Raw genomic sequence first — 12,558 nt, 5'->3', positions numbered from 1 at the left:
GGGCGGTCCGAGCCCGCCCCCGGCCGTCGAGAGGACCCCTTACTTGTTACGAGTGACCCCCGACCCTGCTGTGCTCCATCCCCTGCCCGCCCACGAGCGGGTGGTGTTCCTGAAACCCCTGGTCAGCTCGCCGAAGATCGAGGTGGGCGCGTACACGTACTACGACGACCCCGACGGAGCCACCGGCTTCGAGCAGCGCAACGTGCTGTACGCCTACGGCCCCGAGCGGCTGGTCATCGGCCGGTACTGCGCGATCGCCTCGGGCACACGGTTCCTCATGGCCGGCGCGGACCATCCGACGATGGGGGTGTCGACCTTCCCGTTCACCATGTTCGGCGGGGAGTGGACCGAGCGGACGCTCGACATCGTCACCGGCATGCCCAGCCGCGGTGACACCGTCGTCGGCAACGACGTCTGGTTCGGCTACCAATGCACCGTCATGCCGGGCGTACGGATCGGTGACGGCGCCGTCATCGCAGCCGGCTCCGTGGTCACCGCCGACGTCCCGCCGTACACGATCGTCGGCGGGAACCCGGCGAAGCCCATCCGGCGCCGCTTCGACGACGCCGACGTCGAGCGGCTGCTACGGGCCGCGTGGTGGGACTGGCCCGTCGACCTGGTGACCGAGAACTGCCGCACGATCATGGCCGGGACACCCGCCGACATCGCGCGCATCGCGGCCGAGCACGGCCTGGAGAAGGCCGTTCCGGCAGACGACTGCGCCTCACACACCTGAACAGCGCGCCTCACACACCTGAACAGGGGGACCCTCATGCCCGTCACCTTCAACCACACCATCATCGCCGCCAAGGACGCGGGCGAGTCGGCGCGGTTCTTCCGCGAGCTGTTCGAACTGCCCGAGGCGCCTTCGTGGGGGCCGTTCGCCAACGTGCTGCTCGACGAGGGGGTGCTGCTGCAGTTCGCGGTCCTGCCCGGGGTCGAGGAGATCCTCATGCAGCACTACGCGTTCCTCGTCGACGACGACCTCTTCGACCGGACCTACGCCCGGCTCGTGGACCAGGGCGTCGAGCACTGGGCCGACCCGCAGATGACCCGCCCCGGCGAGACCAACACCGAACACGGCGGTCGCGGCGTCTACTTCAAGGACCCCGCCGGACACGCCATCGAACTGATCACCAGGCCGTACCTCTGACCACCGTCCCCCATCGAAAGGACTGCATGACTCCTCAGACCTCCTTCGACGCAGGTACCGAATTCGACCGGCAGGTCCGCAACCTGACCGACCTCGGCTACCCGGACCTCGCCGGCCTCGACCCGGAGCGGTTCACGGCGCTGCTCGCGCCGTTGCGCGACCTCGCCCTGGGCGCAGCCCCCACGCCGTACGACCCGGAGGGCGGCCGGGTGCCCTTCCTGCTCGTGGTCAGCCGTGAGGTCGTGCCGATCGAGCAGACGATGCCCCTCACCACCCTGCGCGGCAAGGACAAGTCCGGCTTCGTCGACCGCAGCTTCGAACCGGGCGCCCTGGAGCGCTTCGTCGCCATCCCGTCGACGGCGCTTCCCGACCGGCGCGCCTATCTCCTGTTCGACGTCGAGCGGGGAGAGGAGTTCTGCGATGTCGTCCCCAACGACGCCATGGACGTCATCGCCGAGCGCGGGCGCACCCTGCTCACCATCGAGGAGGGGGTCGCCCTGGTCACCCACTTCCCGCAACTCCTCGTCAAGAACAAGTGCTTCTCCCTCGGCGGCTCCCGCTCGAGTGACCGCCGGGTCCCGGCGATCTGGATCAGCCGGAACACGCCGAAGCTGGGATGGTGCTGGGCCGGTAATCCGCACACGTGGCTGGGCATGGCTTCGGCGGGTGGCCGAGGCGGGGCGATGTAGCCAGGGCGGGGGGGCGAGTGGCGTTGTGAGGCCGCCGGGCGGGCGCGCCGGGCGTGGGGTGTAGGCCCTGTCGGCTGCTGTCCCGGGCGCCCGCTCCGGGATGGGGGCGGGAGGTGGTGGAGCGGGGGGCGGGTGGCGTTGTGAGGCCGCCGGGCGTGCACGCCGGGCGTGCGCGCTGAGCGCGGGGTGTAGGTCCCGCCGGCGGGTGTCTCAGGTCACCGGGGGTGGGCCCTGCCGGCGGGTGTCCCGGGCTGCCCCGGGGCGGTGGCTGGCGGGGCGGGAGCGCGGGCCGCGAGGCCGGAGCGCGGGGCGGCGGTGTCAGCGGGAGCGCTCTGCTGCCGTCTCCGCCCGTTGTGCGAGCTGCCACAGCTCCTCGCGCAACCTCGCTACCTGCGCGCCGCCGAGCTCCGTCGCCGCGAGCAGGGCGCCGGGTACGCGCGCCGCGCGCCCCCTGAGTTCTTCCCCGCGCCCCGTGCACGCGACGAGCACCGAGCGCTCGTCGCGCGCCGAGCGCTCCCGGCGCACCAGCCCCGCCGACTCCAGCCGCTTCAGCAGCGGCGACATCGTCCCGTAGTCGAGCCGCAGGGCGGCCGCCAGCTCCTTCACCGTCGTCTCGCCGCGCTCCCACAGCACCAGCAGCACGAGGTACTGGGGGTAGGTCAGGCCCAGCTCGTCGAGGAGGGGGCGGTAGGCGGCCGTCACGGCGCGCTGGGCCGCGTACAGCGCGAAGCACAGTTGCTGGTCCAGCAGCAGCGAGCCGTCGGCGGGGGGTTCCTCGTTGGTCACGCGCCCGTTCGTCACGCGCCCATTGTCACGGAGCGCGGATCGAAACCGAACGGCAGCTCCAGACGATGGGCCCGCATGAGCGCGTCGTCGGCGAGCAGATCGGCCGTGCGCCCGTCCGCCGCGATCACGCCCTCGCTCAGGATCAGGGAGCGCGGGCACAGTTCCAGGGCGTACGGCAGGTCGTGGGTGACCATCAGGACGGTGACGTCCAACGAGCGCAGGATGTCGGCGAGTTCGCGGCGCGACGCGGGGTCGAGGTTGGAGGACGGCTCGTCCAGGACGAGGATCTCCGGCTCCATCGCGAGGACGGTCGCGACGGCGACCCGGCGGCGCTGCCCGAAGGACAGGTGGTGCGGCGGGCGGTCCTTGAACTCCGCCATGCCGACCCGCGCGAGCGCCCGGTCCACGCGCTCCTCCAGCTCCGCGCCCCTGATCCCGGCCGCGGCCGGCCCGAACGCCACGTCCTCGCGCACGGTCGGCATGAACAGCTGGTCGTCAGGGTCCTGGAAGACGATGCCGACCTTGCGCCGGATCTCGGCCATGTGCTGCTTGCCGACGGGCAGTCCGGCGACCGTCACCGTGCCGGTGCCGCCGGTGAGGATGCCGTTGAGATGCAGCACGAGGGTGGTCTTGCCGGCGCCGTTCGGCCCGAGCAGCGCCACCCGCTCCCCGCGCGCGATGGAGAAGTCCACGCCGAAGAGGGCCTGGTGCCCGTCGGGGTAGGCGAAGGCCAGTCCGGCCACGTCGAGGGAAGGCGGAGGCGTCACAGCAGCAGTCACAGAGCCCATCCCAACACGCAGACGACCAGCGCGGCGAACGGCAGGGTCAGCGCGTACGACCACTGAGCGCGCGAGGCGGTCACCTCGTCGATCACCGGCATCGCGCCGGCGTACCCCCGGCTCACCATCGCCAGGTGCACGCGCTCCCCGCGCTCGTAGGAGCGGATGAAGAGGGCGCCCGCCGTCTTCGCGAGCACCCCCCAGTGCCGCACCCCGCGCGCCTCGAAGCCGCGCGACTCCCGCGCGATCCGCATGCGCCGCAGCTCGTCCGTGATGACGTCGCCGTAGCGGATCATGAAGGACGCGATCTGCACCAGCAGCGGCGGGAGTTTCAGCCTTTGCAGGCCGAGGAGGACCTCCCGCAGCTCGGTGGTGGCGGCCAGGAGGACGGAGGTGGCGACGCCCAGGGTGCCCTTGGCGAGGACGTTCCAGGCGCCCCACAGGCCGTTGACGCTGAGCGACACGCCCAGGACGTCCACCCGCTCGCCCTCCGCCACGAACGGCATCAGCACCGCGAACGCGACGAACGGCACCTCGATCAGCAGCCGCTTCAGCAGGAAACCGGCCGGCACGCGCGCGCGGAACGCGACGAGGCCGAGCAGGACCGCGTACAGGCCGAACGCCCACATCGCCTCCCGCGGTGTCGACACCACGACCACCACGAAGGCGAACGTGGCCGCGAGCTTGGTGTGCGGGGGCAGGGCGTGCACGGGCGAGTGCCCGTGCCGGTAGAGCCTGTGCGCGTGCCCGGCGCCCATCTCAGACGTTCTCCACGGCCGTCGGGGACGCGTCGTCCACGCCACGGCGCCGGCGCACCGCCCAGAACACCGCGCTGCCCGCGACGACGGTCACCCCGACACCGATCACCCCCGCGAGACCGCCGGAGAGGCGGGCGTTGTCGACGTCCTTGACGCCGTAGTCGGCGAGTGGGGAGTCGGCGGCCGCGTGCTCCTCGACCTTCTCGTCGATGCCCTTGTCGGCGGCGACCTTCTCCAGGCCGTCCGGGTTGGCGGAGGCGTAGAAGCTGACGAAGCCGGCGAGGACGAGGGAGGTGACCAGACCGCTCACCCACAGCGTGCGCCGGGAGGTGCGCGCCGCGACGGGCGCCGTGCGCGCCCCCTCGGCGGCGGGTACGTCGACGAGTGCGCCGTTCACCCGCAACTGCAGCTTCTGCTGCAGCCCGCGCGCCCCGTGGACGAGGTCCGGCCGTACGGCGATGACGGCGCCGACGGTCAGCGCGGTGATCGCGGCCTCGCCGATGCCGATCAGCAGGTGCACGCCGACCATCGCGGTGGCGACCTTGCCGATCGCCACGTCGGTGGTGCCGCCGATCCAGTACAGCAGCGTGAAGGCGAGCGCGGCGGCCGGGACGGAGAGGAGAGCGGCGACGAAGGACGCGACGGTGACGGACCGGCGACCGCGTGGCAGCACCTTCACCAGCCCCCGGAAGACGGCGTACGCGACGACCGTCGTCACGCAGCCCATCACGGTGATGTTCACACCGAGCGCGGTCAGCCCGCCGTCGGCGAAGAGGATGCCCTGCATCAGCAGGACCACGGAGATGCACAGGACCCCTGTGTAGGGGCCGACGAGTATGGCGGCGAGCGCGCCGCCGAGCAGGTGGCCGCTGGTTCCCGCCGCGACGGGGAAGTTCAGCATCTGCACGGCGAAGATGAACGCGGCCACCAGGCCGGCCAGCGGCGCGGTGCGTTCGTCGAGCTCCCGGCGCGCGCCGCGCAGGCTCACGGCGATGGCGCCCGCGGCGACGACTCCGGTCACGGCGGAGGTGGGGGCGTTGATGAATCCGTCAGGTACGTGCACCGTTCGATGATAGTGGCTTAATGCGAACGGTTCGCAAGAGCGAGTGACTCGTTCATTGCTCTCGCTCTGTTGCTCCCGTGTATCGCACATGTGAGATACCCCCGCCCCAAGGAGCGGCCTCCGGAAAATATGCGACATTGGAGGGGGAGCGGACGCACAGCTTCCACACAGGTCACATACGGTGAGAGGGCGTCTCGATGTCTGTAGTCGAGCAGTACGCGCGAGCCCACATCGTCACGGACGCGGACCTCCTCGACGAGGAACACGCGGCCGTCCCCGTCGTCCTGCGCTACGACCCCGAGGACGACCCCCGCACCGTCCGGGTCGGACTGCCCGGCGCCCACGAGCGGACCATCGCCCGCGCCCTCCTCGAACAGGGCCTGCGCGCCCCGGCCGGCAGCGGAGAGGTCCGGGTGTGGCCGTGCGGACGGGTGCAGGCCGTGGTCGAGTTCCACTCCTCGCAGGGCGTGTCGGTCGTGCAGTTCGAGTCCAAGACGCTGCTGCGCTTCCTGCGCCGCACCTACACGGCGGCGGCACAGCCCGTCGGCCGCCGGCCGCACGTCACCCACTGACGGCTGCTCAGCCGCCCGCCTTCAGCAGCGCCGCCACGATCGGCCCGGCCGTGTCGCTTCCGTGGCCGCCCTGCTGGACGACGCCCGCCGCCGCGAGGTCGCCCCGGTAGGCGGTGAACCAGCCGTTGGGCTTCTCCTGGCCGTCCACCTCCGCCGAGCCGGTCTTCGCGCCGTAGTCGGGGCCGAGCCCGGACATCGCCTCGGCCGCCGTGCCGTACGCGGCCGTGTAGTTCATCAGCTCCCGCAGCTGCGACAGCGTCGACGACGACATCGTGCGCGAGGCGGTGGCGAGCGTGCGGTCGTCGACCGACGGCGCCACCAGGTACGGCTGGTGGAAGGTGCCCGCCTTGACGGTCGCGGCGACCGACGCCATGTTCAGCGGGTTCATCCGCACCCCGCCCTGCCCGATCAGCGACGCGGCCATCTGGGCGGCCGACTGCACCGGAACCGAGCCGTCGAAGGTGGGCACCCCGATCGACCAGTTGTTCATGGACAGCCCGAAGACCTGCTGCGCCTGCTTCGTGAGGCTGTCGTTGTCCAGCTCGCCCGCCTGGCTGATGAAGGCCGTGTTGCAGGAGCGCGCGAAGCTCGCCTTGAACGTGCCGCCCTTGATCTCGAACTTGTCGTCGTTCTGGAACTTCCAGCCGCCGTACGTGAAGTACTTCGGGCAGGGGTGCGCCTTGTCCGCCGACGCCAGGTCCTTCTCGATCAGCAGCGACGAGGTGATGACCTTCATCGTGGAGCCGGGCGCCAGGGAACCCTGGAAGGCCGTGTTGAAGTTGGGGTTGCTGTTGGCGACGGCGAGGATCTCGCCCGTCGAGGCCCGCATGAGCACGACCGAGGCGCGCTGACGGCTCGCCACCAGCTTCTCCGCCTCGGCCTGCAGGGTCGGGCTCAGCGTCGTCTTCACGGTGCCCGGCGTGCCCTCGCTGAGCTCCAGGAGCGTCTTGTCGGAGGCCTTCTTCGCCTTCGACGCCTTGCCGCGCACCACCCGCAGCTCGACGCCCGCCGTGCCGCCGGCCTTCTTGCCGTACTTCTCGCGCAGGCCGTCCAGCACGGTGGCCAGCGACGGGTACTTCTTGGCGGTCAGCTCACCGCCGTGCTTGTCGAGCGCCTTGACCGGCGGGTCGCCGGCCTCGCCGGTCACCAGGGTGTCCCCGTCGGCGAGATCGGGGTGGACCACGGAGGCGTGCCAGTCGACCAGCGGCTTGCCGTCCTTCGCCCGCCGCACGACGGTCAGCCTGCTGTCGTACGTCAGCGGCTTCGTCGTCTTCTTGTAGGTCACCGTGCCCTTCACGGAGAACGGGACCGTGTTGCCTGCGTTTCCCGCGCGCGTGCCGGCGGTGAGGGTGACGCCGGTGATGTGCGCGTCCTTGGTGTACCCGGTGAGCAGGGCCGTGGCAGCCGCCGGATCGTCGGTGACGGCCGCCGCCTGGGCGGCCTTCCCCTGCTGCCAGGCCGTGAGGAACGTCTGGGCCGCGGTGGTGACCTCGGTCGCCGACAGCGGGCCGGTCTTGACCGCCGGCTTCTTCTCGGCAGCCGCGCTCGCGCCGTCCTCGGCCGCCGCTCCGCCGCCGTACAGTGCGTACACGCCGAAGCCGGCACCGCCGACGACGACGGCGATCATGCCGGCGACCACGGCAGGCCGCTTGTTCCGTCGCTCGGCGACGCGCCTTCTCTTGCCCACTGCCTGCGATCCTCCGCGATCCCGGGAGCCCGTCGGCCCCACTGACCCCGCCAGCTGCCGTTGCCCTCACCGACCCCAACGACCACGACCACCCTAGAGTCCCCTCACGTGAACAGACGTCACATGTGACGTCAGCCACGCCCTGACGGGCCCGTCCAGCGGGCCGATTGAGGCTCCCTGCCCGGCCTCGACCGCAGGTCCGGGCCCCGCGGCCCGTGCCTCGGCCGAAAAAACCCGCGCCCGGGCTCCCCGCCCCGACGCCGACAGGGGCACGGGCCCGCGCGCGGACTTGAAGGCAGGCCTGGTGCCGCGGCCTCCGCCGGCGCCTCAGCCGCCGACCCGGGCGCGGGTGCGCGCGCCCCCGGCGTGCGGGGCTCGGCGCACGCCGGCGTGCGGTCGCGAGCCCGCGCCGGGCCGACGGCCCCGTGCGCGGGCTCGGCCGTCGGCCCCCGCGCGGGCTCGGCCGCCGCCCGCAGCGCCGGCCCGTGCGCCTCAGCCGCCCGCCTGCAGCACCGTCGCCACGATCGGGCCGGCCGCGTCGCTGCCGTGTCCGCCGTCCTCGACCATGGCCGCGGCGGCTGTGTCGTTGCGGTAGCCGGTGAACCAGCTGTCGGACCGGGCGTTTCCGTCGACCTCGGCGGAGCCGGTCTTCGCGCCGATGCGGCCGCTCAGCTCGGACATGACCTCGGCGGCGGTGCCGCTGGTCGCGGTGCGGTTCATCATCGAGCGCAGCTGCTCCACGGTGCTCGAGGACAGCCCGCGCGCGCGTGCGAGCTCACGGTCGTCGAGGCTCTGCGGCACGATGACGGGCTGCCGGAAGGTGCCCGTCATCGCGGTCGCCGTCACGGACGCCATGTTCAGCGGGTTCATCTGGACCTGGCCCTGGCCGATCAGGTTGGCCGCGGTGTCCGGGCCGCCGGAGGCCGGGACACGGCCGTCGAAGGACGGGATGCCGGTCTTCCAGTTGTCCCGCCCGAGCCCGAAACGATCCTGCGCCTCGTTGGTGAGGGAGTCGACCTGGACCTCGTCCGCGAACTTCACGAACGCGGTGTTGCAGGAACGGGCGAAGCTCTCCGAGAGGGTCGCGTTGTTGTTCGGGGTCATGTTCTCGAGGTTGTGGAAGGTCTGGCTCTCGGAGACCGCCTCGTCCGGACAGGGCGCCGGACCGTTCGCCGTGGTGAGCCCGTTGTCGATGAGGGTGGCCGCGCTGATGATCTTCATGGTGGAGCCGGGCGCCCGCTCTCCCAGGAAGGCGGCGTTGAAGCCGTCGTCGCGGTGGTTGGCGACCGCCAGCACCTCACCGGTGCTCGGCTGGACGGCCACCACCGACGACTTGCTGTACTTCTGCACCGCCTTCTCGGCCGCCGCCTGCATGCCCGCGTCGAGCGTGGTGGGCAGCTTGCCCGCCTTGCCCTCGGCGAGGGTCAGCAGCGAGGTGTCGGCGGTGTCCGGCGTGGCGTGCCGGATCGCCAGCTCGACACCGGCCGTCCCGCCCGCCTTGTCGCCGTACGTGGCGCGCAGCTGGTCCAGGATCGGCCCGAGCGAGGGGTACTTCTCCTTCGTCAGCACCTTGCCGTTGCGGTCCACGGCTTCGATCGGCGGCGCCGCCGACTCACCCGTGACGAGCGTGTCGTCCATGGACTTCAGCTCCGGATGGACCACCGACGGCTGCCAGTCCACCAGCGCCTTCCCGGTCGTGATGCCCCGCACCACCGTCAGCGAGCTCTTGTACGACAGCGGTTTGGACTTCCCCTCGTACGACACCGTCGCCTGCACCGTGAACGGCACGGTGTCCCCGGTCGCCGACCCCGGCGTGATCTTCACGCCGCTGATGTGCGCGGCCTGCGCGTACGAGGTCAGCAGCGGCTCCGCCTTCTCCGCGTTGTTGGTGAGCGCCGCCGCGGCCGCGGCCTCCCCTTTCTCCCAGGCGGCGAAGAACTGGGCGGTCGTGTCCTTCACCTCCGAGTCGCTCGGCGGCCCGCTCTTCTTCACCGCCACCGGCTCGCCGCCCCCCGATCCGCCGGTGCCGTCCCCGTTCAGCGCGTTCACGATGTTGAAGGCGCCGTACCCCGCCCCGCCCACCATCACGGCGAACACCGAGCCGACGATCGCCGCCTTGGCCCCCTTGCGCATGATGCGAACCCTCCCCGTTCTCCCCTTCGGTCCCCCGTGAGCCTCTCCGAGCGTTTTCTGAACGCGTTCAGAAAGGCCGGGTCGTGCTCGCACTGTATGCGGAGGCGGGGTCTCCTGTGACGGGAGTTTCCGGAAGTTGTCCGAACGGAGATCGGGTTTTGGGGATATTTGGGCGATCCGGTGACGGACTCACACCCAGGTGTCCAGCCACATCCGCGACCGCCAGTCGTCGATCGGGATCGATGTCCCCGTGTACAGCGGCCAGAAGTAGATGAAGTTCCACGCGATCAGCAGCACCAGCACGCCCGCGCCCGTCGCCCCCGCCACCCGCCGTGTGTCGCTCGACCCCGGCCGGCCGACGATCGCCCCGATCATCATCGCCACCGCCAGACACAGGAACGGCAGGAAGACGACGGCGTAGAAGAGGAAGATCGTGCGCTCCTGGTACAGGAACCACGGCAGGTAGCCGGCCGCGATGCCGCAGGCGATCGCGCCCGCGCGCCAGTCGCGGCGCAGCAGCCAGCGCCACAGCACGAACAGGATCGCGAAGCAGGCCGCCCACCACAGCATCGGCGTACCGATCGCCAGGACCTCCCGCGCGCACTTCTCGCCCGCGTCCACCGGGCAGCCGTCCTTGCCGGGCGCCGGGGACTCGTAGAAGTACGAGACCGGGCGGCCCAGGACGATCCAGCTCCACGGGTTCGACTGGTACGTGTGCGGCGAGGTCAGGTGGGTGTGGAACTCGAACACCTCGTGCTCGTAGTGCCACAGGCTGCGCCACCAGTCCGGGAACAGCCACGTCCAGCTGCCGCCCCTGCCGTCGGTGGCCGCCCAGTTGCGGTAGTAGCCGCCGGAGCCGTCGCTGGGGGAGAGGATCCAGCCCGTCCACGACACCACGTACGTCACCAGCGCGACCGGCACGGTGGCCAGGAACGCCAGGCCCGTGTCGCGCTTCAGCACCGCCCGGTACGGGTGGCGCGCACCGGCGACCCGGCGCGAGGCCACGTCCCACAGGACCGTCATCAGGCAGAACGCGACCAGGATGTACAGGCCGTTCCACTTCGTGCCGATCGCCAGCCCCAGCATCACACCGGCCGCCCAGCGCCAGGGGCGCCACCCCAGGCGCGCGGTCTCGGCGATGTGCGCGTCCGGGCGGTGGCGGCCGTCAGCGTCCGGCGGCAGCGCCGCCGCGAGCCGCTCGCGCGCCTTGTCCCGGTCGATCACCAGACAGCCGAACGTCGCCAGCACGAAGAACATCAGCACCCCGTCGAGCAGCGAGGTGCGGCTCATCACGAAGTGCAGCCCGTCGACCGCCATCAGCGCGCCCGCCAGACAGCCCAGGAACGTGGAGCGGAAGAGGCGGCGGCCGATCCGGCACAGCATCAGGACGGAGAGCGTCCCCAGCAGCGCCGTCATGAACCGCCAGCCGAACGGATCGAAGCCGAACATCAGCTCGCCCAGCCCGATCACGTACTTGCCGACCGGCGGATGCACCACGTACGCGGCGTCCGTCGGGACGCCGACATGACCGCCCGAGGAGAGGATGAGGTCGTTGGCGTTCTTGTCCCAGTTGACCTCGAAACCGCGGTGGACGAGCGCCCACGCGTCCTTCGCGTAGTACGTCTCGTCGAATATCACCGCCTTCGGGCTGCCCAGGTTCCAGAACCGCAGCACCCCCGCCACCAGCGTGATCAGCAGCGGACCGGCCCAGCCCGACCAGCGCGTGACGCGGTCCGCCAGAGTGGGCGGCACGCCGAGCGCCTGCCACAGGCGCGGGCTCGGCTCGGCGAACGGCGGCACCAGCCGTTCACGGACGTCGCTGCTCGGCGCCGTCGTGTATCCGAAACGGCGCAGCCGCTGCCGCCACGTCGGCCGCTGGTCCTGCGGCGCGTGGTCCTGCCGGTAGTCCGTGGAGTCCGTGGAGGACGCGGTACTGGTCACCGCGCCATCGTAGGGAACCCGTCTGTGCGAGTCCCGTGTCTCTCCCCCTGCGAGGATGGAAACGTGACAGTCGCACCCGGAACCCTGGTCCTTGCAGGCACCCCCATCGGGGACATCGCGGACGCCCCGCCCCGGCTCGCCGAGGAGCTGGCCGGCGCCGACGTCGTCGCCGCCGAGGACACGCGTCGGCTGCGCCGGCTGACGCAGGCGCTCGGCGTGACGCCCAAGGGGCGCGTCGTGTCGTACTTCGAGGGCAACGAGTCCGCCCGCACGCCCGAACTCGTCGAGGACCTGCTCGGCGGCGCGCGCGTGCTGCTCGTCACCGACGCCGGGATGCCGTCCGTGTCCGACCCCGGGTACCGGCTGGTCGCCGCGGCCGTCGAGAAGGACATCCGGGTCACCGCCGTCCCCGGCCCGTCCGCCGTCCTCACGGCCCTCGCCCTGTCCGGGCTGCCCGTCGACCGCTTCTGCTTCGAGGGGTTCCTGCCCCGCAAGGCGGGGGAGCGGTTGTCACGGCTGCGGGACGTGGCGGAGGAACGCCGCACCCTGGTGTACTTCGAGGCTCCGCACCGGCTCGACGACACGCTCGCCGCCATGGCCGAGGCGTTCGGCGCAGAGCGGCGGGCCGCCGTCTGCCGGGAGCTGACCAAGACGTACGAGGAGGTCAGGCGCGGGCCGCTCGGCGAGCTGGCCGCCTGGGCGGCGGAGGGCGTGCGTGGCGAGATCACCGTGGTGGTGGCCGGGGCGCCCGAGCGCGGGCCCGAGGAACTCGACGCGGAGGAGCTCGTACGGCGCGTGCGGGTGCGCGAGGAGGCCGGCGAGCGCCGCAAGGAGGCCATCGCGGCGGTGGCGGCGGAGGCGGGGGTGCCCAAGCGGGAGGTGTTCGACGCCGTGGTCGCCGCGAAGAACGCGGGGCGTGTGGGATGAGGGGTGCGCCTGCGGTGCGCGCCCCTGACCAGGGCGGACGCCTCCTCTGAGCGGGGCGCGTCTCCCCTGA

General features: G+C 71.7%; 12 protein-coding genes. 5 read left to right on the top strand and 7 right to left on the bottom strand.

The window, feature by feature from the left end; all coding sequences use genetic code 11:
* The first annotated feature begins 52 nt into the window (after window positions 1–52).
* The 3 genes from IE263_RS10300 to IE263_RS10290 are packed head-to-tail and all read left to right on the top strand — an operon-like array spanning window position 53 to window position 1,842.
* Complete coding sequence (locus IE263_RS10300) at window positions 53–736, top strand: CatB-related O-acetyltransferase (RefSeq protein WP_189934645.1); 684 nt, start codon at window positions 53–55, stop codon at window positions 734–736.
* Window positions 737–772: 36 nt separating this feature from the next.
* Window positions 773–1,153, top strand: a complete 381-nt coding sequence (locus IE263_RS10295) for a VOC family protein (protein ID WP_189934643.1) — start codon at window positions 773–775, stop codon at window positions 1,151–1,153.
* Between the two features lie 26 nt (window positions 1,154–1,179).
* Entirely contained in the window at window positions 1,180–1,842 is a 663-nt protein-coding gene (locus IE263_RS10290; protein WP_189934641.1) for a DUF5701 family protein, read from the top strand.
* 318 nt (window positions 1,843–2,160) lie between these two features.
* Here IE263_RS10290 and IE263_RS10285 read toward each other — a convergent pair whose 3' ends face one another.
* Genes IE263_RS10285 through IE263_RS10270 form a run of 4 tightly spaced genes read right to left on the bottom strand, consistent with a single transcriptional unit; the run spans window position 2,161 to window position 5,228 of the window.
* Window positions 2,161–2,628: a MarR family winged helix-turn-helix transcriptional regulator gene (locus tag IE263_RS10285; RefSeq protein ID WP_189935332.1), complete on the bottom strand. Its 468-nt coding sequence runs from the start codon at window positions 2,626–2,628 to the stop codon at window positions 2,161–2,163.
* A gap of 11 nt (window positions 2,629–2,639) precedes the next feature.
* Window positions 2,640–3,416: an energy-coupling factor ABC transporter ATP-binding protein gene (locus IE263_RS10280; RefSeq protein ID WP_189934639.1), complete on the bottom strand. Its 777-nt coding sequence runs from the start codon at window positions 3,414–3,416 to the stop codon at window positions 2,640–2,642.
* Window positions 3,404–4,165 (bottom strand): cobalt ECF transporter T component CbiQ, encoded by a 762-nt coding sequence (gene cbiQ / locus IE263_RS10275; RefSeq protein ID WP_189934637.1) that lies wholly within the window; start codon window positions 4,163–4,165, stop codon window positions 3,404–3,406. The genes IE263_RS10280 and cbiQ overlap by 13 nt, the downstream gene beginning before the upstream one ends.
* Before the next feature lies 1 nt (window position 4,166).
* The gene (locus IE263_RS10270; protein ID WP_189934635.1) at window positions 4,167–5,228 is read right to left on the bottom strand and encodes an energy-coupling factor ABC transporter permease; all 1,062 of its coding nucleotides are present in this window, start codon (window positions 5,226–5,228) and stop codon (window positions 4,167–4,169) included.
* A 197-nt stretch (window positions 5,229–5,425) separates the two neighbouring features.
* On the opposite strand from IE263_RS10270, the gene IE263_RS10265 reads away from it, so the two are divergent.
* On the top strand, window positions 5,426–5,800 hold the full coding sequence (locus IE263_RS10265) for an SsgA family sporulation/cell division regulator (RefSeq protein WP_189934633.1): 375 nt from the start codon (window positions 5,426–5,428) through the stop codon (window positions 5,798–5,800).
* 7 nt (window positions 5,801–5,807) lie between these two features.
* Here the strand turns inward: IE263_RS10265 and IE263_RS10260 are convergent, their stop codons facing one another.
* The 3 genes from IE263_RS10260 to IE263_RS10250 form a co-directional block, all read right to left on the bottom strand.
* Window positions 5,808–7,487, bottom strand: coding sequence for a penicillin-binding transpeptidase domain-containing protein (locus tag IE263_RS10260; RefSeq protein WP_189934631.1), 1,680 nt, complete (start codon window positions 7,485–7,487; stop codon window positions 5,808–5,810).
* Between the two features lie 492 nt (window positions 7,488–7,979).
* Window positions 7,980–9,620, bottom strand: coding sequence for a penicillin-binding transpeptidase domain-containing protein (locus IE263_RS10255; protein WP_189934629.1), 1,641 nt, complete (start codon window positions 9,618–9,620; stop codon window positions 7,980–7,982).
* 189 nt (window positions 9,621–9,809) lie between these two features.
* Window positions 9,810–11,561, bottom strand: coding sequence for a dolichyl-phosphate-mannose--protein mannosyltransferase (locus IE263_RS10250; RefSeq protein WP_189934627.1), 1,752 nt, complete (start codon window positions 11,559–11,561; stop codon window positions 9,810–9,812).
* A 63-nt stretch (window positions 11,562–11,624) separates the two neighbouring features.
* On the opposite strand from IE263_RS10250, the gene rsmI reads away from it, so the two are divergent.
* Window positions 11,625–12,488, top strand: coding sequence for a 16S rRNA (cytidine(1402)-2'-O)-methyltransferase (gene rsmI, locus IE263_RS10245; protein ID WP_189934625.1), 864 nt, complete (start codon window positions 11,625–11,627; stop codon window positions 12,486–12,488).
* Window positions 12,489–12,558 lie beyond the last annotated feature (70 nt).

The sequence above is a fragment of the Streptomyces aurantiogriseus genome (assembly GCF_014649375.1).
Classification (GTDB): Bacteria; Actinomycetota; Actinomycetes; order Streptomycetales; family Streptomycetaceae; genus Streptomyces; species Streptomyces aurantiogriseus.
The sequence above is the reverse complement of the archived record's forward strand: the minus strand, read 5'-3'. Positions and strand labels throughout refer to the sequence as shown.

Coding starts and splice junctions, on each gene's coding strand:
- IE263_RS10295 (WP_189934643.1), top strand. CDS start 773: ATGCCCGTCACCTTCAACCACACCATCATCGCCGCCAAGGACGCGGGC.
- IE263_RS10290 (WP_189934641.1), top strand. CDS start 1,180: ATGACTCCTCAGACCTCCTTCGACGCAGGTACCGAATTCGACCGGCAG.
- IE263_RS10280 (WP_189934639.1), bottom strand. CDS start 3,416: ATGGGCTCTGTGACTGCTGCTGTGACGCCTCCGCCTTCCCTCGACGTG.
- cbiQ (WP_189934637.1), bottom strand. CDS start 4,165: ATGGGCGCCGGGCACGCGCACAGGCTCTACCGGCACGGGCACTCGCCC.
- IE263_RS10265 (WP_189934633.1), top strand. CDS start 5,426: ATGTCTGTAGTCGAGCAGTACGCGCGAGCCCACATCGTCACGGACGCG.
- IE263_RS10255 (WP_189934629.1), bottom strand. CDS start 9,620: ATGCGCAAGGGGGCCAAGGCGGCGATCGTCGGCTCGGTGTTCGCCGTG.